Below are 21,015 nucleotides of genomic sequence, written 5' to 3'. Positions count from 1 at the left end.
ATTGCAGAAGAATCGGAAGGGGCTCTCTGATGGCATTCGCATTGCTGGACCAGATACGATCCATCTTCGATGGCGACCCGGGTGTGCGCAAGGTCGCGGATGATCCCGTTCTGTCCGCGGAACTTCTGATGCTGTTTCGCATGATCCTGGCCGACGGCTCGGTCAGCGAGAGCGAGATGATAGCCTTCCGGCGTATCTGCAAGGACGCCTTCGGCATTGCGGAAACCAGCATCGACAGCGTCATCGAATATCTCAACGAGTTCGGCTACGAGACCAATGGCTCGCAGGCCGTGGCGCTGTTCCGCGATCTCGATATCGAGCGGCGCAAGCAATTGGCCCGCCACATGGCCGAAATCGCCAAGGCGGATTCGCAGCTAGCCGAGAGCGAGGTGCGCCTGCTGCGCCGCACGCTCGATCTGCTCGACATCAGCCCGGTCGATGTCGTGAAGCCGCAAGGGTGAGCCTGTCCGGGATGGTGATCGTCCACCATCCCAGTGTGGCCTTGAAGGGTCGCCTCCGCTGTCCGATGATCCCAGGGGCAAAGGCCTCCGACGCGGGCCTGCTGCGCACACCTGGGATGCCCCTGTGACAGATTAGATACACCCGCTGCCCAATGCGTAGGCATGTGAATTCAAGACGCGGCGCAGGGCCCTCGCTGATTTGCCCATAAACAAGTGATTCAACCTGTATGTGCTTACGGGTTGATTCAACCGTGGGTAGTCGGGGGCTCCACAATGCTGAAGGTCTCTTTTTCCAAAATCGGTGAGCATGCGCCCAAGGGGCGGGCGGATTGCGAAGGTTGAGAGCCGGAAGGCGGGCTCGTGCAGGGTCCAGCGGGCCTTGTCCCTCTCAGCTTCGACAGTGTCGCTCGGCGCGGCAATGGTCGTGATGCCCGCTCTCCTCCCCGGTTTTCTGGCCGGCCAGGGGCAGGCTTTGGCGGCATGCGCGCCGGCCGCGACAGCCGGCAACGACGTGATCGTTTGCGATCCATTGGCAGACGTTGTGGACAGGCCGGTGACGGCACGATCAACTTTGGCGACAGCCACAAGCTCGGCGGGACCCTCGGCCTCAGGGTCAAATGGTGACGGCGGGAGCCTAACACCAGCCTCGGCGCTTATTTGCCCATAAACAAGCATATCCGCGTATTTGTTCCTAGCTAGATGAGTCGTGCATAGATCATTTGTCAGACAATACTGGAATCACCTAATGCAAATTTGCAAGAATATTGTGCTGCGCGGCGGGCGGATGACCAAGGTGGGCGGCGAGGTCGCCAGTTATGCGCCGAGTTTCGGAGGCTTGATCTCAGCCATCTCGTCATCGGCCTCCAGGGGGGTGATCGGTGCGGCGCTGCTGGCCGCTCCGGTGCTGTTGCCGCAAGGGATGTCGGGAGGAGGGCAGGCCTGGGCGGCGGACGAATGCGGTGCCGAGGCCGTAGGCGCGGATACGATAAACTGCGCCGGCGCCGCCTATCCAACCGGTATTACTTACACGAATTCCGACGGCTTGACCCTGAATCTCAACAATCCGGTGATGGGCGTAGGGGCTGTAGCGACGCCTGCCGTGCGACTGCTGTCGTCCGGCTCCAACACCAGCACGATAACCGTGGAAGCCGTCAGCGTCGGCGCCATCACGGCGACTGGGGTTGGGCAACACGGTATCTTCGTGGATAATCTGGGAACCGCGGGCGATGCCGTCGCCACGATGGACGCCGGCACGATCAGTGTTTCCTATGGCGATCCCAACGTCGCGTCGGGTGGCGAGGAGAACGGCATCTTCGCGGTGGTTGGCAACGCGACATTTTCGGGCAATTCGACAAGTTCTGGCGACGCTTTGGCAACCTTGAACGGCGGCTCCATATTCACAGCCGCATTCAAGGGCAATGGCCTTGCTGCCAGAAACGCCGGAATGGGCGATGCCATAGCGACCATGACCGGCGGCACGATCACCACCGTCGGGATAAATGCCTACGGTATCTATAGCTATGTCAGCAATCCGGCTGGAATCGGAACGGCAAGCGTCTTTATGGAAGGCGGCGCGATCACCACCTCCCAAACCCAGGCTTTTGGCCTCAGGGCAGTGAATGACGGCCTAGGCGATGCTGAGATACATATAACCGCCGGGACGATCACTACGACGGGCAATTTTGGCTTTGGCGCATACGCCACCGTCAACAATACGAGCAGCGCGGCGGACGCCGCAATCACGATGGACGGCGGCACGATCACCACGACGGCCATTGCCGCCAAAGGCCTCGCCATTCAAAACAACGGTACTGGTGACAGCCAGGTGACGATAACGGGTGGAAGCGTTTCCACTGCCGGCGGTCAGGCCTATGGCGTCGACGTCAATGGGAACAACTTTTCCGGATCGGGGTCGGTCGGCTTCACCATGACAGGCGGAAGCGTGGCTACAACCGGGGACGGCGGTCTTGGCGTGTTCGCTCGCACCATTGGCCTCGGTGACGTAAACACCTTCATTAGCGGTGGAAGCATATCGACCACAGGCGCGGGCGCAACGGCTCTTTGGAGCATGATCAACAACACGGCCAGCACCGCGACGGCTTCGGCGACGATGGCCGGTGGGACGATCAGCACGACCGGGATCGGTTCCTTGGGCATGTACAGCCTCACCAATGGGCTTGGCGATGCCGTGGCAACCATGACCGACGGCGCCATCACCACGACAGGCAATTCCAGCTATGGCATCCTTGCGCAGATCAACAACACGGCCAGTTCCGCGACGGTTTCGGCGACCATGAGCGGTGGGACGATCGGCACGACCGGGATCGCTTCCCTGGGCATGTACAGCCTCACCACTGGGCTTGGCGATGCCGTGGCAACCATGACCGACGGTGCCATCACCACGACGGGCGATTCCAGCTATGGCATCCTTGCGCAGATCAGCAACACGGCCAGTTCCGCGACGGTTTCGGCGACCATGAGCGGTGGGACGATAGGCACGACCGGGATCGGTTCCCTGGGCATGTACAGCCTCACCAATGGGCTTGGCGATGCCGTGGCAACCATGACCGACGGAGCCATCACCACGACGGGCGATTTCAGCTATGGCATCCTTGCGCAGATCAGCAACTCAGCCAGTACGGCGACAGCCACTGCGACCATGGGCGGCGGTACGGTCAGTACATCAGGGGCCTCCGCGTCAGGCGTTGGGAGCTATACGGCCGGTTCTGGCCTGGCTTCGCTGCAGATGAGCGCCGGCACCGTGATGGTGACGGGCGCGAATGCGGATGGTCTCTGGGTGGAGAGCGTCGGCGGCACCTATGATGTGGACGTGACCGGCGGATCCGTGACGTCAGGCTCGGGCGTTGCGGCCGGCATCCATACGATAGCAGCCGGCGGCGGCACCGTCGATGTCGGCGCGGCGGCAATCATCGATGGTTCCGCCTCCGGAATCGCGATCCGCGATGGCGACCTCAACAAGGATGGCGTCGACGAGATCGGTGGCAACACGGTGGTCACCACGGCGGGCACCCTGACGGGAGACTCCATCCTCGGTCTCGGCGACGACGTCTACAACTTGACCGGGGGCTCGCAGGTTGGTTTCATCTACGGCGACGACGCGGTTGCGTCAGCCAATGATGGCGACGATACGTTCAACTGGTCGGGCGGGACGTTGACAGGCGGTTTCAATGGCCAGAACGGGTCGGACACGGCCCTCATCACCACCTCGAACTATGACGGTTCGCAAGTGCTCGACGGTGGCGACGACGTCGCCACCGCCGATGGCTGGATCGACAAGCTGACGCTCGACGGGCTCACCGTTTCGGCCAACGGCGCCAACATCATCAATTGGGAGACGGTCACCGTCGATGGCGGACAGTTGACCATCCTCGACGGCGCGCTCACCGTCGGCTCGGATCCGGGCCAAGGCCTGTTCCTGACCGGTGGCGGCAATCTCGAGGCCCTGGACGCGCTGCTGCTGACCGGCAATCTCGACATCGATGCCAGCTCGGCCTTCATCGGCACCGGGGGCGGCGCCGGCGTTTATACGGTGACCGGCGACGTCACCAATGCCGGCATCATCACCACGCAGGACGGCGTGGTGGGCGATGTCTTCACTGTCGGCGGCAACTATATCGGCCAGGGTGGCCAGTTGCTCATCGATACCTATCTCGGCTCGGACGGATCCGCGTCCGATCTCCTGGTCGTCAATGGCGACACCTCGGGCGCGACCAGCCTGTTTGTCGCCAATGCGGGCGGTCCCGGCGCGGTGACGGTGGGCAACGGCATCCTGGTCGTGCAGGTCGATGGCGCCTCGAACGGCACCTTCACCCTTGGCGGGCCGGCGATCGCCGGCGCGTTCGAATACCGACTGTTCAAGAACGGCGTTACCGATCCAACCGACGGCGATTGGTATCTCCGCACCACATACTCGTCATCGACGCCGACCTATGAGGCCTATCCGCAAGTGCTGCTGGAGTTGAACGGGTTGCCGACCCTGCAGCAGCGCGTCGGCAATCGCTATTGGAACGAACCTGCGCCAGTTCCTGATACCGTGTTCTGCAAGGATGCTTCAAAAGACTTCAAGTGCACGGTGACCGATGACCAGGCGGACTATTATGCCGACGGCAAGGCCACCATCGAACAGAATGCAATCTGGGCGCGCATCGAAGGTGCCCACGGCCACGTCGAATCGGACCGGTCGACGACCGATGCCCAGTATGATTTCGATCTGTGGAAGCTGCAGGCCGGGGTCGACGGGCTTCTTGCCGAGACCGACAGCGGCAAGCTGATCGGCGGCATCAACGTGCACTACGGCCAGGCCTCGGCCGATACCTTCTCTCCCAATGGCAATGGCGACATATCCAGCAAAGGCTATGGCGTGGGAGCGACGCTGACCTGGTATGGCGAGAACGGCTTCTATGTCGACGGCCAGGGCCAGTTCAGCTGGTATGACAGCGACCTCGGCTCGGATGAGCTCGGCTCGCTCGTGAAGGGCAACAACGCCACCGGCTATGCGCTGTCGCTGGAGGCCGGCAAGCGGATCCAGCTGCACGACGGCTGGTCGCTCACGCCGCAGGCGCAGCTGGTCTACTCCTCGGTCGACTTCGACAGCTTCATCGGCCCGAGCGGCGAGACGGTGTCGCTCGACGATGGCGACAGCCTGAAAGGAAGGCTCGGCATCTCGGCGGACCACGAGCGTTCCTGGAAAGATGGCGACGGCAAGCTGCGCCGCACCCATGTCTATGGCATCGCCAACGTCTATCACGAGTTCCTCGACGGGACCGCGGTGTCGGTGTCGGGCACCAACCTGGCCAACGAGGCCAATGCCTGGACCGGAGAGCTCGGCGTCGGCGGTTCCTACAACTGGAACGACGACAAGTACTCCGTCTATGGCGAGCTCGATGCCTCGACCAGCCTCGACAACTTTGGCGACAGCCACAAGCTCGGCGGAACCCTCGGCCTCAGGGTCAAATGGTGACGGCGGGCTTCTCGAGTGCTCGAGTCATAAGCGGCGGAATGCCGGAAATAGTGAAGTATGCGGCGACAGAAGATACGCGTCGAACCGAGCGGACGCGGCACGTCAGCAATCGCATTGAGATATGAATCAGATGAAGTTGAATGCACCAACCGTTCCTATCTTTGTATTCTCGCTTGTACTCGCACTCATCGGACTGGCACCACTAGTGGGTGTCACACTGCCGATCCTAGGCGCCAATGCAGCATGGTGCCTTCTCGGCGCATACGCGGTACTTGCAGGCGGCGTTCTGTTCAGAGGTCTCTAGGCCAGGCGCGGCTGCGTCGTGATGGTTAAACTGCACGTTCTGCCAGTTGTGCCGACGTTTGGCGGCACATCCCGTCTGTTGCGGAAGGCCAGGCCAAATGGATCGATAATGATACGAGTGTGGGGAATTTCTGCTCTGTTTGCGTTGATGGCTACAGGTTCAGCGCTTGCGGTTGAGCCGAGCACGTTGAACGAGGTCTATGACGACTGGACCGTAAGCTGTCAGTACAATCAAAGTACAAATAAGCGCGTGTGCCAGGCCTCGCAGGAGCTTCAGCAGCAGAAAAGCCGTCAACGCGTGCTTTTGATATCCTTTGGGCCCGCCGATGATGCCAGTGCTCACATGACCATCGTCGCGCCATTTGGCCTTCTATTGGCGGAAGGTTTGGATGTTAAGCTTGATGAGCAGCAATTGATACGCGGTTCGTTCCGAACCTGCCTGCCAGCTGGCTGCATTGTGGAACTGGATCTCCCGGAAACGGCGCTCACGACCCTTTTGTCTGCCGAAAAGGCGACAGTACAAGGGGTTGCGGTCGGCGACCAAGCCTTCCGGACGGAAGTCTCACTCAAAGGCCTCGCCACATCGCTGAAGCGTTTGTCCGACCTTGTGTCAAAATGATTGGCGACAGCGGCATGGCGTGAGCAACAGGCTATTCGTCCGATCACATCGGCCGTCTCCTGCTTTTGCCACTGTAATTAAGACAAAATGGAGGGCCTGGAATGGAGATGACCGCTGCTTTTCGCAGTACGCCGTTTTTCCATTTGGCTCGTGCTTCTCACTTTCTCGGTTTGCCCCGATTTTGGTTGGTAAACGTTTGATCAATCTCTTTCGAGGGCGAAACTGATGGCGAAAAGAACCATGGACCGACGCTCATTCCTGCTCTGCTGCTCTGTTGCTTTGCTGAATGGATGCGCGTCGTCATCAACCGAAGACGTCATATCCATTCCCGTGCCGGCCGAGCGCTTCGCTACAGAACCCTACCCGGTTTGGCCAGTGGATCGCAGCAAATTCCGCAGGCAGTTTCGGCCTGAAAAACTGTCCATGGTGGTTCACGAGCAGATCGGGACGATCATCGTCGACACGAAGGCGAAGCAACTATTCTACGTCACCGGCCCCAATACCGTCTTGCGTTACGGCGTTGCGGTCGGCCGCTCGGGCTATAGCTGGAAGGGCAAAGCGCAAGTCGGACGTAAAGCGAAATGGCCGGCATGGTATCCTACCGATGATATGCATGCCCAAACGCCTGATCTGCCGAAACGCATTGCTCCTGGACCGGTCAACCCGCTCGGATCACGGGCGCTCTATCTTTTTGCAGGTGGCAGAGACACGCTCTACCGCATTCACGGCACCGACGAGCCTTGGACTATTGGAACGGAAGCCTCTTCCGGCTGCATCCGCATGATAAATGAGGATATTATTGAGCTTTTTGACAAAGTGGAAGTCGGCACTGCGGTAATTGTTATTTAGGAAGCGATTATGAACCAAGTCCCTTTGGGGATTCCGATAGTGGGATCTTTTTTGTTTTGAGTCTTGGATGAAAATCTGATAGAGTGAAATTGGGTTTGACAATGTAGCCATTCGGTTACGCGGGCAAGATATTATCGGCGAACGTAGTAATGAAGTAGACATTCGTCGTGAGGAAAGTTCTTTCCCGCGTGCTGCGATAGTGCTTCTCAAAGCTACTTTCGGCACGATTGGTTCCTTGTGCGGCGGATATGAAATTCGATCATGGAAGGCACGATGGGGTTAACAACGGGATTCGGAGCCGGAATCAGTCGACTATCCTCCGATACGATTCGCGTGGTTCGTGATGTTCTAAAGAAGAAGAGTTTAACCCAGGTTGCGCTAGACTTGGGAATTTCGCAGCCGGCAGTTACCTTCCACATAAAGAAATTCGAAAAGCTCTCCAACAGGCGCATAATAGAGCGTGTGGGAAACGATATGATCGTCGCCGCGGATGCGGCATCTATTGTCGAACTGTTCGATGAGATAATAAGGCTGGAATCTGAGCTGGGTAGCATAGCTGTCCACCCGGATACACGCAAGACACTTGGAATTTCCTCGGAGTTATTCTCCACTTACACTGCCCATCGGTTGCGAGCCTTGGACTTGGTGAAGCGCTTCCGTGTTTCTGTAGACAGCGCTGCTGCGCTGTCGGAAAGATATGCTAGTGCTGAATTGTCGGCGGTTTTCAGACCTCTTGGCCAAAACGAATCGGCGCCGGAGCTTACGATTGAGCTTCCGATGCATTGGGTCGGCGCAGGGGGAAATCGCACCGACGGGCGAGCACCGCCGTTACCAATAATTCTTGAACCCAAGAGTTCAGGAAATTTGGGCGCGACCATTCGATACCTAGATGAATACGTCAATGACTATCAGGTAGTAGCGGAGGTCACCGGCGAGTCACTCAAGTTCCTCGTAGAGCAGGGCGTCGGCTATGCAATGTTGCTCGACGCGAGATTCAAGTCGATGGGTATCACCCGAACTGTGGTGCCGGAGGCACTGCGGAAGCCGTTCAAGACCCGGTTTGCCTTGTTCTACAACAAAAGGCGAATTAGCTTAAGAGAGGCTACGAATGTATTTGAGGGATTTGCAGAGTTCTTTCTGGCTGCATGAATTTACCGCAGCGACTAGTAGGAGGGAGGGTTCGTCAAACATGTCTTTGATGGCTGGGCGGTTACAGCGCTGTTGCTTGGGACAGTCTCGGACCGTCGGGTGTCATGGGTCCGCCTGAAGCAAGACCGAACTTTCACGGATTGTCGGCCTGTCGTCATCCCACCGGCATGACGAATTCGCTTCGTGAATTGGCCGTTCACCCTTGCTCCTGCATCCGTCGTGCGATTGCCCGGTGCAGGTCGGGAGCGGCGTTGACCAGCGCCTTGGCTGCCTCGGACCGCGGGTGATCGAGCACCTCGTTCGTCTTGCCGCGCTCGACGATCTTGCCGTCATGCATGACCAGCACCTCGTCAGTAATAGCGCGGGCGACGGTCAGGTCATGGGTGATGAAGAGGTAGGCGATACCGAGCTTCTGGTTGAGCTCGGCGAACAGGTCGAGGATCTGGGCGCGGATCGAGACGTCGAGCGCCGAGACCGGCTCGTCGGCGACGACCAGCTTGGGGCGGGTGATGATGGCGCGGGCGATCGACAGTCGCTGGCGCTGGCCGCCTGAAAACTCATGCGGGTATTTGTCCATGTCGCGCTGGTCGAGGCCGACTTCGTGCAGCGCATGCGCCACCATCTCGCGGCGTTCGGCGCGCGTAGGCTTCCTGTCCAGCACATGCAGGGGCTCGGCGATCAGTTTTTCGACCTTCTGGCGTGGGTCGAAGGAGCCGTAGGGATCCTGGAAGACAGGCTGCATGTCGCGCCTGGCCGGCTTCAGCTCCGCTTCGCTCTTGCCGGTGACGGTTTCGCCGCGAAAGCGGATCGTGCCCGAACTTGGCCGGTCCAGCGCCAGGATCATGCGGGCGAGGGTCGACTTGCCGCAACCGGAGCGGCCGACCAGCGCCACCGATTGGCCCGGCGCCATCGACAGGGAGACGTCGTCGACGGCGCGGATATCAGGCGCGCGCCTGAACAGGGATGTGCGCCGGCCGGCATAGTCGCGGGTCACGCGGTCAACTTCAAGCAAGGGTTGGCCTGTCCCGGCGCCATGCGGCCTGGGGCGTGCCGGCACATGCATCGAGGCCTGCGCCAATTGGCGCGTGTAGGGGTGGAGCTGTTCGGACAGAGTGCGCGCTGTGTCGCCGGCCTCCATCACTTCGCCGTGGCGCAGGATGGTGATGCGGTCGGCCATCTCGGTCACGACAGCGAGATCGTGAGAGATCAACAGAAGGCCCATGCGGCTCTCCGCGACCAGATCGCGCAGGAGGTCGAGGATCTGCGCCTGCAGCACCACGTCGAGCGCCGTCGTCGGCTCGTCGGCAATCAGCAGCTTCGGCTTCAGCGCGCAGGCGATGGCGATAACGACGCGCTGGCGCTGGCCGCCGGACAATTCGTGCGGATAGCGCGACAGCGGGAATTTTGCCGAGGGCAGGCCGACGCGGTCGAGCATTTTTCGCGCCCGCTGCTCGGCATCGGCACGGCTGGCCCTGGTGTGCCAGCGTATGCCCTCGGCCACCTGCTCGCCGATGGTCTTGACCGGATTGAGGGCTGTCATCGGCTCCTGGAACACCATGCCGATGTCGTCGCCGCGCAGCGCGCACATCTGGTCCTCACTTGCGGCCAGGATGTCGATGCCGTCGAACGAGACGCGACCGGTGGCGCGCGCGGCATGGGGCAGAAGCCGCATCATCGTCAGCGCGGTCATCGACTTGCCGGAGCCGGATTCGCCAACCAGCCCCACCACCTCGCCCGGCGCTACCGAAAGCTCCATGTTCTTCAGGATCTGCGTGTCGCCGATGGTCAGCGACAGGTTGTCGACGTCCAGCAGGCTCATCGCTGCCGCCGTGATTTCGGGTCGAGGATGTCGGCGATGCCGTCACCGAGCAGATTGAGCCCGAGCACGGTGACGACGATCGCCATGCCGGGAAAGATCGCCATCCACGGCGCCACCACCATGCGGGTCTGCGCGTCGAACAGCATGCGGCCCCAGCTCGGCATTGGCGGCTGGGCGCCGAGGCCCAGATAGGAAAGCCCGGCTTCGGCCAGTATGCCCAGCGCGAACTGGATGGTGCCTTGCACCAGGAGCAGCGTGGCGATGTTGGGCAGCACATGTTCGATCGATATCTGCGTGCTGCTCTTGCCGGCGGCGCGCGCGGCAAGAATGAACTCGCGTGGCCAGATCGCCAGCGCGCCGGCGCGGGCGACGCGCGCGAACACGGGAATGTTGAAGATGCCGATGGCGATGATGGCGTTGACCGCGCCGGGTCCGAAGATGGCGGTGATCATGATGGCCGACAGCAAAGCAGGGAAGGCGAAGACGAGATCGTTGACGCGCATCAGCGCCTCGTCGGCGAAGCCGCCTCGCGCCGCGGCAAGGGCGCCGAGCGGTACGCCGACGCCCATGCCGATGCCGACAGCGACCAGCGCCACGGCGATCGAATTGCGGGCACCGACCATGACCATCGACAGGATGTCGCGGCCGAAATGGTCGGTGCCGAACCAGTGCGCCAGCGAGGGGCCTTGCGTCTTGTCCGATATCACCAGCCTGCCGACGTCGTACGGCGTCCAGATGTAAGACAGGATAGCCATCGCCAGGATCAGCATGGTGATGACGAAACCGGCGACGAAAGCGGTGTTCCTGAACGCCTTGGCCAGGATGCTGCCGAACGTCTCCTCGGGGATGTCGATATGCAGCGTCATTGCCGGGTCCTCAGGCGCGGATCGACGACCGCATAGGAGAGGTCGACGATCAGGTTGACGGCAATGACGGCGGCGACCAGCAGCATGACGACGCTTTCGACGACGATCAGGTCGCGCTGGGTGATCGCCTGGAACACCAGCCGGCCGAGGCCGGGCAGGTAGAAGACATTCTCGATGATGATGGTGCCGGCAAGCAGGAAGGCGAATTGCAGGCCGAGTATGGTCAGCACCGGGATCATGGCGTTGCGCAGTGCGTGCCGCCACAACACGGCGCGATAGGGCAGGCCCTTGGCGCGGGCGGTGCGGATATAGTCCTCGTTCAGCACTTCGATCAGGGCCGAGCGGGTGACGCGGGCCAGGATGGCGGCCTGCGGCAAGGCAAGCGCTACCGCCGGCAGCATCAGCGATTTCGTTGCCTGCCAGATGCCTGCGCTCCAGCCGGGGAAGCCGCCGGCCGGGACCAGCCGCAGCCAGACGGCGAAGACATAGATCAGCATCAGCGCGAACCAGAAATTGGGAACGGCGACGCCAAGCTGAGCGGCGCCCATCGCCACCGTGTCGCCGGCCCGTCCGCGCCGGCTGGCGGAAAACAGGCCGACGGGAATGGCGATGATGGTGGAGAGCGCCAGCGCAATCAGCGCCAGCGGAAGCGAGACGCCAAGCCGTTCACGCACGAGATCGATGACCGGCACCGAATAGGTGTAGGAACGGCCGAAATCGAGGCTGAGCAGGCCGCCAGCCCAACTTAGATATCGCAAGGCAAGCGGCGCGTTGAGGCCCATCTGATTGCGCAGCAACTCGACCTGGTCGGCGCTGGCGTTCATGCCCAGCATCAGCCGCGCCGGGTCACCAGGCAGGATCTCCAGCACTGCGAAAACCACCATGGAGGCCACCACCAGCGTGGCGGCGGCGATGGCGAGGCGGTTTAGGAGATAGGCGGTCATGGGAGGTGGGGGGACGCTGCGTCGCCTAAGGCAAACAGCCAGCGACGGTATAGCCCTACGGCGCCCCCCTCTGTCCTGCCCGGTCCACCCTCCGCAGCAGCTGCGCTGCAGCTGCGGAGGACGGGCAGGGCAGAGGGGGGCGCGAAGGAACGCAAGCGTCGCCTTTTGGCCAACAGCCTCACTCGCTCCACTTCACCTTGGTCAGGTCGTTGGCCTGGATCGGCGCGTTTTCCCACAGCCCTTGCAGCTTGGCGTCCCAGACGCCGACCTTGGGGAGTTCGTAGAGAAAGCCGACCACGGCGTCGTCGGCCAGGATCTTCTGCGCCTCTCCCAGCAGTTCCTTGCGCTTGGCTTCGTCGGAGGTGACGTTGAGGTTGGAAATCAGCTTGTCGAACGCCGGATTGTCGTAGTTGAAATAATAGTCCTTGCGCGAATAGATATCGATGTCGTTGGGCTCGGTGTGCGAAACGATGGTCAGGTCGTAGTCCTTCTTGGTGAACACCTGGTCCAGCCACTGCGCCCATTCGACCGGGATGATCTCGAGATTGATGCCGACGTCGCGAAGCTGCGAGGCGATGATTTCGCCGCCGAGCCTGGCATAGGTGGGTGGCGGCAGTTTCAGCGTCGCCTTAAAGCCGTTCTCCAGGCCTGCTTCCTTCAACAGTTCCTTGGCCTTCTCCACATTGTGCGGGTAGAGGCCGGTGAGGTCGACATAGTCCTTGTTGGCCGGCGACATGTGCGAGCCGATCGGCTGGCCGAGGCCCGCCGAGGCGCCGTCGATGATCGCCTTTCGGTCGAGCGCGTAGGAGATCGCCTGCCGCACCTGCAACTTGTCGAAAGGCGGCTTCTTGTTGTTGATCGACAGGATTGTCTCGCCTTCGGTCGAGCCGATCACCACCTTGAAGCGCGGATCGTCCTTTACCTGCGCGACGCTGTCGGCATCGAAGAACGGAAAAGCCTGAATGTCACCGGAGAGCAGCGCCGGCATGTAGGCCGCCGCATCCGGAACGATGCGGAACTCGACCTTGTCGAGGAACGCCGGCGTGCCCCAGTAATGGTCGGATTTCACCAGGGTGATCGATGATCCCTTGGCCCAGCTCTGGAACTTGAACGGACCGGTGCCGACCGGTTTCTCCTTGTTGGCGTCGGCCGATTCGGGCGCCACGATCACCGCGTCGCCCCAGCCCATATTGTAGAGGAAGGACCCTTGCGGGTTCTTCAGCGTGACCTTGACCGTCGCCGGATCGACGACGTCGACCTTGTCGATGGCCGCGAACAGCGCCTTTTGCGCATTGACCGAATTGTCGGCGCGGGCGCGGTCGAGCGAGAACTTCACGTCGTTGGCGTCGAAATCGCTGCCATCGTGGAATTTCACGCCGCTGTGCAGCTTGAAAGTGTAGACCTTGCCGTCATCGGAAATGGTCCAGCTTTCGGCCAAATCCGGCAGCACCTCGCCGTTCGGGCCGATCCGGGTCAGGCCTTCGAACACGTTAGCGTAGAGAACCTCATCGATTGCCGCGGCGGCACCGGCGGTTGGATCGAGGTGCGGCGGCTCGAGCGGAATGCCGATGACCAGGTCGGTTCGCGCGGCAAAGGCCGACGTTCCCAAGGCCAGCGAAAGGACCGTCGCGGCCAGGATGGTTTTCCACAATCTCATCGTGCAACTCCCCATGCGTTCAGTCACGCGCTCAAACCGGGCGATAGAAGCGTGATTTCGTCGCGGAGTAAATTGCGTTTCGTGCTGCCCGGCGGCGTTGCCGGGAATGTTTTTGTCCCCGCGGCGTCATAGGCAGGTCGAAGCTTGTCGCCATGCGAGCCTTATCCGGTGGCGGTGCCGCGCAGCAGCACGTTGAGCCCGATCGCCATCACCTTGGCCGATTCCACCATGTCCGATATCCCCACCCATTCGTCCGGCCGGTGAGCGAGGTCGAGAATGCCCGGGCCGTAGGCGATGCAGTCGTAGATATGGCCGATGCGGGCAATGTGTTTCTGGTCGTAAGTGCCGGGCGAGATGACGTAATCAGGCTCGCGGTCGAAGATCGCCTGGATGCCTTGCGCCACGGCTTTCACCACCGGCGCGTCGCGCTCGGTCATCAGCGGCAGCACTTCCATCAGGTCGCGGATCTCATAATCGAATTTTTTGCGCTCGCGCTTCAACCGGTCGAGAATGCCGGTCACCTCGCTCTTGACCGTGCCGAGATCTTCCTCGAGCAGGAAGCGGCGGTCGATGGTCAGCCGGCAGGAATCGGGCACGTTGGGCGAGGGCAGACCGGGCCGGAAATCCTCGGTCTGGCCGCCATGGATGGAGTTGATGTTCATGGTCGATCGCTTGGCCCCTTCTGGTACGACCGGCATGCGCGTCATCTTGCGGTCGAGTGCGGGAAACAGCTCGTCCTCGAAGGCCTGCAGCACGGCGCCCATATGGCGCACCGCATTGTCGCCGAGAAACGGCATCGAGCCGTGCGCGATCTCGCCCTTGGTCTCGATCTCCGCCCACCAGACGCCGCGATGGCCGAGGCAGATGCGGTCCTTGTTCAGCGGTTCGGGAATGATGACGTGATCGACCCTGGGTTTCGAGAAATAGCCGAGCCGGGCCAGATGGGCGACGCCGCCGAAGCCGCCGGACTCTTCGTCGACCGTCCCGGATATTTCGATGGCGCCGGGAAAATCGGGAAAGACTTCCAGGAACGCCTCGGCCGCAATGATCGAGGCAGCCAGGCCGCCTTTCATGTCGCAGGCGCCGCGGCCGTAGACCTTGCCGTCCCTGACGATGCCGGCGAAAGGATCGACGGTCCAGCCGTCGCCGGCTTCGACCACGTCGATATGTGAGTTGAAGTGGACGCAGGCGCCGGGGGACCGTCCATCGAAACGGGCAACGACATTGACGCGGGGGTAGCGGTCGGTGTCGCCGGGCGTGCCTTCGGCGCGGATGAATTCGGTTTCGAAACCGCGCTTCTTCAGCCGCGCACCGATATATTCGGCACAAGGCCGGTACGCCTCGCCGGGCGGATTGATGGTCGGGAAGCGGATCAGGTCGGCGGTCAGCGCGACGACTTCGTCGCGCCTGTTATCGATTGCTTGCAGGAGTCGTTCGTTCATTCGGGGAGTTGAGCAGCGATCCCTGCCGTTTTGCAAGCCCGCTGATGGTCGAGCCCAAGCGGCGTGTCGTTGCGGCAACTATCACGGGAAATCGTTCAAATTCGCTGCTTTGGATTGCCCAATTAGTCAATGACTGTGTGTTACGCCGTTCACCTGCCATTAAAAAGGTGAAAAAACAACGTGAGGGCAGACAGACAAGGGCAATCAAAGGGGTTTGGTCGCATGAAAAAGACAGTTCTAATGGCAGCCGTGTTAGTCACGATGCTGTGCGGTGCTTCGGTTCAGGGGTGGGCAGCCAGTCTCGTCGCAAACATCGACGTCTCGTCACAGACGATGACCGTCAGATATGGCCAATCGGTCTACCGGTGGAGTGTATCCACTGCTCGCAGCGGTTATTTCACGCCGCGCGGGACATATCGGCCGCAGCGAACGGCCCGCATGTGGTATTCGCGCAAATATCATATGTCGCCGATGCCGTACTCCGTGTTCTTCCATGGCGGCTATGCCATCCACGGAACCGGCGCCGTCAGGCAACTCGGCCGCCCGGCTTCGCATGGCTGCGTGCGGCTGCACACGGCCAATGCCGCCACTTTCTATTCGATGGTTCGGGAAGTGGGCTTCGGCAACACGCGAATTGTCGTGATGAACTAGGGCTTTGATCGGTTAGTGATCCACCACCTTGGTGTTTCACGCAATCAGGCCGCAGCCGCGAGGAGTAATTCTTGCGGCTTTTGCTTGTTTGCCGGCATTTCCGATGATGGAGATCAGCTATTCGCCGCTGGTGCGGTTGCCTGCGGGAGTCGCTTTGCGCGCCGGCCGCTGATCTCCCACCTCTTGTGGAACCACATCCACTGGCCGGGGTCCTCGCGTACCCAGCGCTCGACCACGTCGTTGAGAAGCTGGGTGGTGGCATGGACGTCGACGCTGCCGTCGGCGGTGCGCGGCAGTGTCAGCTTGTCCTCGATCTCAAGCCGGAAGCGGTTGCCCGGCAGCCTGACGCAGCGCGCCGGATAGACGTCGCAATCGTAGTGGCGGGCAAGGGTGCCGAGCACGCGGTTGCTCTGGCAGGGGCGGCCGAAGAAGGTCGTCTCCAGGCCGTTGGAGAATTTCTGATCGACAAGGACGCCGATATTGCCGCCACTCTCCAGCACCCCAGCCAGGGCAAACGAGGCGCCGGCCATCGACGGCAGCAACGAACCCATGGTCGAACGCCGCGTCGAAAGGATGTAGTCGGCAAGGTAGGGGTTGTTGGGCGGGCGAAACAGCGCCGTGATGTTCATGCCGAAGGTAGCGGCGGCCACCGGCAGCAGTTCGAAATTGCCGAGATGGCCGGTGAAGACGATATGCGGCTGCTTTTCAGCGGCGATCTCGACGAAGTGCTCTGTTCCCTTGACCTCGACGCGGCCGGGCTTGCTGGCGGCGGGGTCATAGTCGAACAGCGCATCGAGAAAGATGTATTCGGCGGCGAGCCGCGCCATGTTGCCCCACATGTCGGAGGCGATGGCTTGAATCTCGTTTTCGCTCTTCTCCGGGTAGGCCTTGCGCAGATTGTCGACGGCGACCTGATGGCGCCTCACCCTTGGGCCGATACGGCGGGCGACGCGATCGGCGAAATTCAGCGCGCTGTCGGCCGGCAGCAGACGCAGCACGGAGATGATTATCATCGCCGCACGCGCTACCAGCCAGTAGTTCAACTGGCGCAGTTGTCTGCCGTAACGATACTTCAAGTCCCGGCGAAGCTTCTTAAACACGGGCTTTAGCCGACGCGCAGGATGATCTTGCCGAACACGTCGCGCCCTTCCATGCGCTTCAGCGCGGCATCGATGTCGACAAAGCCGACCTCGGTGTCGATCACCGGCGCGACCTGTCCCGCCGCCATCTTCTGCATGGCGTTGGCCATGTTCTCCATGCGGCAGCCGAAGGATCCCAGCAGCTTCAATTGCTGCTGAAAGAGCTGCATCAGGTTGATCTGCGTCGACACGCCCGAGGTCGATCCGCAGGTGACCAGGCGGCCGCCGCGCTTCAGGCACAGCATAGAGCCGGCAAAAGTGTCGGCGCCGACGTGCTCGAACACGACGTCGACACCCTTCTTTTTCGTCAGCTTGCGCACCACGCCCTCGAAGCGGTCGTCGCGATAGTTGATGACATGGTCGGCGCCGAGCGCCTTGGCCTTGTCGATCTTGTCGTTCGAGCCGACGGTGGTGATGATCGTGCAGCCCATCCGCTTCGCCAACTGGATGGCCGCCGAGCCGATGCCGGAGCCGCCGGCATGGACAAGGATCGTCTCGCCGGGCTGAAGCCTGGCGTTGTCGAACAGCATGTGCTCGACCGTGCCGAAGGTGACTGGCGCCACCGCGGCGCCGATATCGGTCACGCCGGGCGGGGCGGGGACCAGTAGGCGAGCCGGCAGGTTGATCTTCTCCTGCGCGAAGCCGTCGAGATGGAAGCCGTGAACCCCCGAAACATGTTCGCAGAGATTGTCGCGGCCTTCGCGGCAGGCGCGGCAAAGACCGCAGGTGCGGGCGCCATAGATCGACACCAATTGTCCGGGCAGCAGGCTGGAAACGCCGGGACCGACCGCCTCGACCTCGCCGGAGGCTTCGGCGCCGACGACCAGCGGCAGCTTGCGCTTGGCGAAGGCCATGCCGCGCCAGCCCCAGACGTCGATGTGGTTCAGCGCCACCGCCTTGATGCGCAGCGTGACTTCGCCGAGTGCGGGCGGCGGCGGGGGCGGCAGGTCCACCGTTTCAAGACGGCGGTCCTCGATAAGTTGCAGTGCGCGCATGAAGCCTGTCGGTTCTGTTGAGCGGAAGCGGCTCGCTTAGACCGGTTCCCGCGCCATGACAAGGCAAGTGTTCTGGCCGCCGAAGCCGAAGGAGTTCGACAGAACGGTGCGAACCTCGGCGTTGCGCTTGGTGTTCGGCACCACGTCGAGCACGATGGCCGGGTCCGGGTTGTCGTAGTTGATGGTCGGTGGAATGACGCTTTCGCGCATCGTCATCAGCGAGAACGCCGCCTCGACGGCGCCTGCGGCCGAAAGCGTGTGGCCGATCATCGACTTGTTCGACGAGATCGGCATGGAGCCGATGCGCTCGCCGAACACCGTCGACAGCGACAGGTGCTCCATCTTGTCGTTTTCCGGCGTCGAGGTGCCGTGCGCGTTGACATAGTCGATCTCGTCTTCGCTGAGGCCCGCATCGGCAAGCACGGCACGGACCGCCGCGATCGCGGGCGAAGCGTCGGGCTTGGAGCGGGTGCGATGGAAATCGTCGGCCTTTTCGCCACAACCGCGCAGGATGCCGAGAACAGTGGCGCCGCGTGCCAACGCTGCTTCCAGCGATTCCAGCACGAGAGCGCCGGAGCCCTCGGCCAGCACGAAGCCGTCGCGATCCTTGGAGAAGGGCTTTGACGCCTTTTCGGGAATGTCGTTGTGGGTCGACAGCGCCGACAGCAGCGAGAAGCGGATCAGCGCTTCGGCGGTTGCCGAGCCGTCGGCGCCGATCGACAGTGCCCGGTCGCATTCGCCGCGGCGGATCGCCTCGACGCCGAGTTGGATGGCTGTGGCGCCGGAAGCACAAGCCGTCGACAGCGTTATCGGCAGCCCGCGTGTGCCGAAAAGATCGGCGAGCCGGTCGGCGATCGAGCCGAACTGCGTCGTCTCGAAAATGCCGAGTTCCTTCAGGCCGCGCGCCACCCGCAGCAGCCTTTCGCCGCCGGAATCCTGCTTGTCGGAATTGTAGAGCGAGAAGCGATCGTGCCAATCGAGTTCGACCGGCGGCGAAGCGAGAAACAGCGGTCCGCCGAAATCGCCGGAATCGAGGCCGGATTCGGCCACGGCTTCACGCGCGGCGGTTTCGGCCAGTTCGTAGGTGAGTGGGCTGGCGCCCTTCGAGCTCGACGGCAGGAAGTCGACCATGCCGGAGATGCGGGTGTTGAGATGATCGATCGGAAAACGGGTGATCGGATGGATGCCCGATTTGCCGGCGATTAGCGCCGCCCAGTTGTCGGTCTTGCCGACGCCCAGCGACGTGACCACGCCGATGCCGGTGACGGCGACGATGGGCCTGCCCATGTGATCGTTCAGATTGGCCATCCAGGAGCCCCTCGAGCGTTATATCCGCAGCATGATCGCGCAGCGCCGCCTTATGCGGCGTTTACCAGCGCCACGCCCTCGAATTGGTGATAGCCGATCGCCGTTGCAAGGACGGCTGCGGGAATGCCTTCGAAAGGCTTCTCGGCTGCGGCATCGAAAACAGGGTAGGCGGCCTTGCGGTCGACGGCCAAGGCGGCCAGCGCCACGGCGAAAGGAAACTGCGCTTCCTTCATATGTCCGGTCAGCGTCGCGAAGCCGCGCGCGGCGATTGCCGGATTGGCATCGAACGCTGTCTTCTCGGCGGTGGTCGCCGCATGAGCCCCCGATGCGCCCGACAGGGCGAGCAGGGTTCTGTCCGGCAGCGCCGCCTGGACGAGCAGAGCGGCGATCTCGGCGTCGAGCTCTCCGCGCGAGCGCCTGGCGCGGCCGGACACGACTGGCCCGAGCTCGGCATAGATCCTGCGCCCGCGCTTTGTCGCGTGTTCGCGCTGCTCCAGCACAAGGAAGGCACCGCCGGAGCCCGACACCACGCCGCCGCCCTCGGCGCCTTGCCTTTGCCAGACAGGTTTCCAGGGGCCGCGGTGCAGGTAGCCGGCAAGCTCATAGCCGAGCAGCATATCGGAATGTTCGGTCTGGAAAGCACCGCCCACGAGGATATGCGTCGACTGGCCGGAGCGGATCCGCGCGGCGGCCGTCTCGACGGCGGCAACGCCGGCACCTTCCTCACCCATGAAGGTTCTGGACGAGCCCGTCACCTTGTGGACGATGGAAATGTTGCCCGCGAGCAGGTTGGAAAGCTGCGCCAGGAAAAGGGTCGGCCGCAGTTCGGTGGTCAGTTTCTCGTTGAGCAGCACGTCACGGTCGTTGCGGCTTTCCGAAGCGGCGAGAATGGCGGCGTCGACCGCCTCGTCGCGCTCGCCGCCGCCGGCGGCAACAACCATGTCCATGGTGGTGCAGAGGTCGTCATTGCCCTTGATGCCGGCATCGTCCAGCGCCAGGCCGGCGGCATAGGTGCCGAGCCGCTGCCAGGTCTCCATCTGGCGCTGGTCGCCGCGCTTGGCGATCTGCAGGTTCCAGTCGATCTCCGGCAGCGGATGGATGGTGTATGGCGCAAAGCGTGCCGCTTCGAGCACCGGCTGCAAACCCGGTTGCGAGAGTTTCTGCCAATGGGCTTCCGGACCCTCTCCCAGCGAGGAGACAAGGCCGATACCAGTGATGACGACGTCGCGGGGGCTGCTCATGAGCGGCTTTGTGGGTCAGGCGGGGGAGCGCGTCAAGATCGCGCGCGCACCCAACCTCAGGCGGTCTTGGCGGCGACCAGCGCGTCGATCTTGGCGCACAGGTTCTTCATGACGAAGTAATCGTCGGTTGATGCCTTGCCGTCATTGACTTCCTGGGTCCACTTTTCCAGCGGCACCTTGATGCCGAATTCCTTGTCGATGGCAAAGACGATGTCGAGGAAATCGAGGCTGTCGATGCCGAGATCGTCGATCGTGTGGCTCTCGGGCGTAATGGTGTCGATATCGATCTCGCTGGTGTCGGCAATGATCTTGGCGACTTTGTCGAACGTGGTGGACAAGGGGCTTTTCCTTCGGTTGCGGGCGGAATCTGTCCGCATGTGTTTGGGCGCTGTCTAATCGGTTTTTCCCGGCAGGAAAAGGCCTGATACGCCGGGCGCAAATGGGTAAGGTGCCCAAGAAACGCAAGAAGGGCCGCCGGTCAAACCCGCGGCCCTTAGCATTAACGTGGCCGGAGCGTAAAATTGTTTGTTTGTAGTGTTACCAAAAACGGCCCCACTATTTGGCGACCTTCATTAGCTGTGGCGAAGCTTT

Annotated in this window: 16 protein-coding genes; 6 read left to right on the top strand and 10 right to left on the bottom strand. The window is 61.9% G+C overall.

What is annotated here, in order from left to right; genetic code table 11:
- Positions 1–29: 29 nt before the first annotated feature.
- The 5 genes from NKI49_RS29645 to NKI49_RS29625 all read left to right on the top strand — a co-directional run bounded on the left by NKI49_RS29645 (position 30) and on the right by NKI49_RS29625 (position 8,362).
- Positions 30–461 carry a TerB family tellurite resistance protein gene (locus tag NKI49_RS29645; RefSeq protein WP_352597975.1) on the top strand — a complete coding sequence of 144 codons (432 nt, stop codon included), beginning with the start codon at positions 30–32 and terminating at the stop codon, positions 459–461.
- 745 nt (positions 462–1,206) lie between these two features.
- A complete protein-coding gene (locus NKI49_RS29640) occupies positions 1,207–5,442 on the top strand; it encodes an autotransporter outer membrane beta-barrel domain-containing protein (RefSeq protein ID WP_352597976.1) in 4,236 nt (1,411 codons plus the stop codon).
- A gap of 325 nt (positions 5,443–5,767) precedes the next feature.
- Positions 5,768–6,364, top strand: coding sequence for an invasion associated locus B family protein (locus NKI49_RS29635; RefSeq protein ID WP_352598057.1), 597 nt, complete (start codon positions 5,768–5,770; stop codon positions 6,362–6,364).
- Positions 6,365–6,589: 225 nt separating this feature from the next.
- Entirely contained in the window at positions 6,590–7,213 is a 624-nt protein-coding gene (locus tag NKI49_RS29630) for a L,D-transpeptidase (RefSeq protein WP_352597977.1), read from the top strand.
- A gap of 261 nt (positions 7,214–7,474) precedes the next feature.
- Complete coding sequence (locus NKI49_RS29625) at positions 7,475–8,362, top strand: LysR family transcriptional regulator (protein ID WP_352597978.1); 888 nt, start codon at positions 7,475–7,477, stop codon at positions 8,360–8,362.
- A gap of 196 nt (positions 8,363–8,558) precedes the next feature.
- Here the strand turns inward: NKI49_RS29625 and NKI49_RS29620 are convergent, their stop codons facing one another.
- The 5 genes from NKI49_RS29620 to NKI49_RS29600 all read right to left on the bottom strand — a co-directional run bounded on the left by NKI49_RS29620 (position 8,559) and on the right by NKI49_RS29600 (position 15,090).
- Positions 8,559–10,181 carry an ABC transporter ATP-binding protein gene (locus NKI49_RS29620; RefSeq protein ID WP_352597979.1) on the bottom strand — a complete coding sequence of 541 codons (1,623 nt, stop codon included), beginning with the start codon at positions 10,179–10,181 and terminating at the stop codon, positions 8,559–8,561.
- Positions 10,178–11,047 (bottom strand): ABC transporter permease, encoded by an 870-nt coding sequence (locus NKI49_RS29615; protein ID WP_352597980.1) that lies wholly within the window; start codon positions 11,045–11,047, stop codon positions 10,178–10,180. Before NKI49_RS29615 ends, NKI49_RS29620 begins: the two co-directional genes overlap by 4 nt.
- Entirely contained in the window at positions 11,044–11,991 is a 948-nt protein-coding gene (locus NKI49_RS29610) for an ABC transporter permease (protein WP_352597981.1), read from the bottom strand. The genes NKI49_RS29615 and NKI49_RS29610 overlap by 4 nt, the downstream gene beginning before the upstream one ends.
- Before the next feature lie 178 nt (positions 11,992–12,169).
- The gene (locus NKI49_RS29605) at positions 12,170–13,648 is read right to left on the bottom strand and encodes an ABC transporter substrate-binding protein (RefSeq protein ID WP_352597982.1); all 1,479 of its coding nucleotides are present in this window, start codon (positions 13,646–13,648) and stop codon (positions 12,170–12,172) included.
- 161 nt (positions 13,649–13,809) lie between these two features.
- Positions 13,810–15,090: an acetylornithine deacetylase/succinyl-diaminopimelate desuccinylase family protein gene (locus tag NKI49_RS29600; RefSeq protein WP_352597983.1), complete on the bottom strand. Its 1,281-nt coding sequence runs from the start codon at positions 15,088–15,090 to the stop codon at positions 13,810–13,812.
- Between the two features lie 222 nt (positions 15,091–15,312).
- Here NKI49_RS29600 and NKI49_RS29595 point away from each other — a divergent pair, with 222 nt between their 5' ends.
- On the top strand, positions 15,313–15,741 hold the full coding sequence (locus tag NKI49_RS29595; protein WP_352597984.1) for a L,D-transpeptidase: 429 nt from the start codon (positions 15,313–15,315) through the stop codon (positions 15,739–15,741).
- Positions 15,742–15,854: 113 nt separating this feature from the next.
- Here NKI49_RS29595 and NKI49_RS29590 read toward each other — a convergent pair whose 3' ends face one another.
- The 5 genes from NKI49_RS29590 to NKI49_RS29570 are packed head-to-tail and all read right to left on the bottom strand — an operon-like array spanning position 15,855 to position 20,762.
- The gene (locus tag NKI49_RS29590; RefSeq protein ID WP_352597985.1) at positions 15,855–16,841 is read right to left on the bottom strand and encodes a lipid A biosynthesis lauroyl acyltransferase; all 987 of its coding nucleotides are present in this window, start codon (positions 16,839–16,841) and stop codon (positions 15,855–15,857) included.
- Between the two features lie 5 nt (positions 16,842–16,846).
- A complete protein-coding gene (locus tag NKI49_RS29585) occupies positions 16,847–17,875 on the bottom strand; it encodes a zinc-binding dehydrogenase (RefSeq protein ID WP_352597986.1) in 1,029 nt (342 codons plus the stop codon).
- A gap of 36 nt (positions 17,876–17,911) precedes the next feature.
- Positions 17,912–19,183 (bottom strand): beta-ketoacyl-ACP synthase, encoded by a 1,272-nt coding sequence (locus NKI49_RS29580; RefSeq protein WP_352597987.1) that lies wholly within the window; start codon positions 19,181–19,183, stop codon positions 17,912–17,914.
- A gap of 50 nt (positions 19,184–19,233) precedes the next feature.
- A complete protein-coding gene (locus NKI49_RS29575) occupies positions 19,234–20,424 on the bottom strand; it encodes a beta-ketoacyl-ACP synthase (protein ID WP_352597988.1) in 1,191 nt (396 codons plus the stop codon).
- Positions 20,425–20,480: 56 nt separating this feature from the next.
- On the bottom strand, positions 20,481–20,762 hold the full coding sequence (locus NKI49_RS29570; protein ID WP_010909964.1) for an acyl carrier protein: 282 nt from the start codon (positions 20,760–20,762) through the stop codon (positions 20,481–20,483).
- Positions 20,763–21,015: the final 253 nt, after the last annotated feature.

The organism is Mesorhizobium sp. M0587 (assembly GCF_040320945.1).
Classification (GTDB): domain Bacteria; phylum Pseudomonadota; class Alphaproteobacteria; order Rhizobiales; family Rhizobiaceae; genus Mesorhizobium.
Note: the sequence above shows the minus strand (reverse complement) of the source record. Positions and strands in the feature narration are given on the sequence as shown.

Excerpts from the sequence above, each read along its gene's own strand:
- NKI49_RS29615 (WP_352597980.1), bottom strand. The coding sequence starts at position 11,047 with ATGACGCTGCATATCGACATCCCCGAGGAGACGTTCGGCAGCATCCTG.
- NKI49_RS29640 (WP_352597976.1), top strand. The coding sequence starts at position 1,207 with ATGCAAATTTGCAAGAATATTGTGCTGCGCGGCGGGCGGATGACCAAG.
- NKI49_RS29605 (WP_352597982.1), bottom strand. The coding sequence starts at position 13,648 with ATGAGATTGTGGAAAACCATCCTGGCCGCGACGGTCCTTTCGCTGGCC.
- NKI49_RS29645 (WP_352597975.1), top strand. The coding sequence starts at position 30 with ATGGCATTCGCATTGCTGGACCAGATACGATCCATCTTCGATGGCGAC.
- NKI49_RS29600 (WP_352597983.1), bottom strand. The coding sequence starts at position 15,090 with ATGAACGAACGACTCCTGCAAGCAATCGATAACAGGCGCGACGAAGTC.
- NKI49_RS29620 (WP_352597979.1), bottom strand. The coding sequence starts at position 10,181 with ATGAGCCTGCTGGACGTCGACAACCTGTCGCTGACCATCGGCGACACG.
- NKI49_RS29575 (WP_352597988.1), bottom strand. The coding sequence starts at position 20,424 with ATGAGCAGCCCCCGCGACGTCGTCATCACTGGTATCGGCCTTGTCTCC.
- NKI49_RS29595 (WP_352597984.1), top strand. The coding sequence starts at position 15,313 with ATGAAAAAGACAGTTCTAATGGCAGCCGTGTTAGTCACGATGCTGTGC.
- NKI49_RS29630 (WP_352597977.1), top strand. The coding sequence starts at position 6,590 with ATGGCGAAAAGAACCATGGACCGACGCTCATTCCTGCTCTGCTGCTCT.
- NKI49_RS29635 (WP_352598057.1), top strand. The coding sequence starts at position 5,768 with ATGGTTAAACTGCACGTTCTGCCAGTTGTGCCGACGTTTGGCGGCACA.
- NKI49_RS29610 (WP_352597981.1), bottom strand. The coding sequence starts at position 11,991 with ATGACCGCCTATCTCCTAAACCGCCTCGCCATCGCCGCCGCCACGCTG.
- NKI49_RS29625 (WP_352597978.1), top strand. The coding sequence starts at position 7,475 with ATGGAAGGCACGATGGGGTTAACAACGGGATTCGGAGCCGGAATCAGT.
- NKI49_RS29580 (WP_352597987.1), bottom strand. The coding sequence starts at position 19,183 with ATGGCCAATCTGAACGATCACATGGGCAGGCCCATCGTCGCCGTCACC.
- NKI49_RS29585 (WP_352597986.1), bottom strand. The coding sequence starts at position 17,875 with ATGCGCGCACTGCAACTTATCGAGGACCGCCGTCTTGAAACGGTGGAC.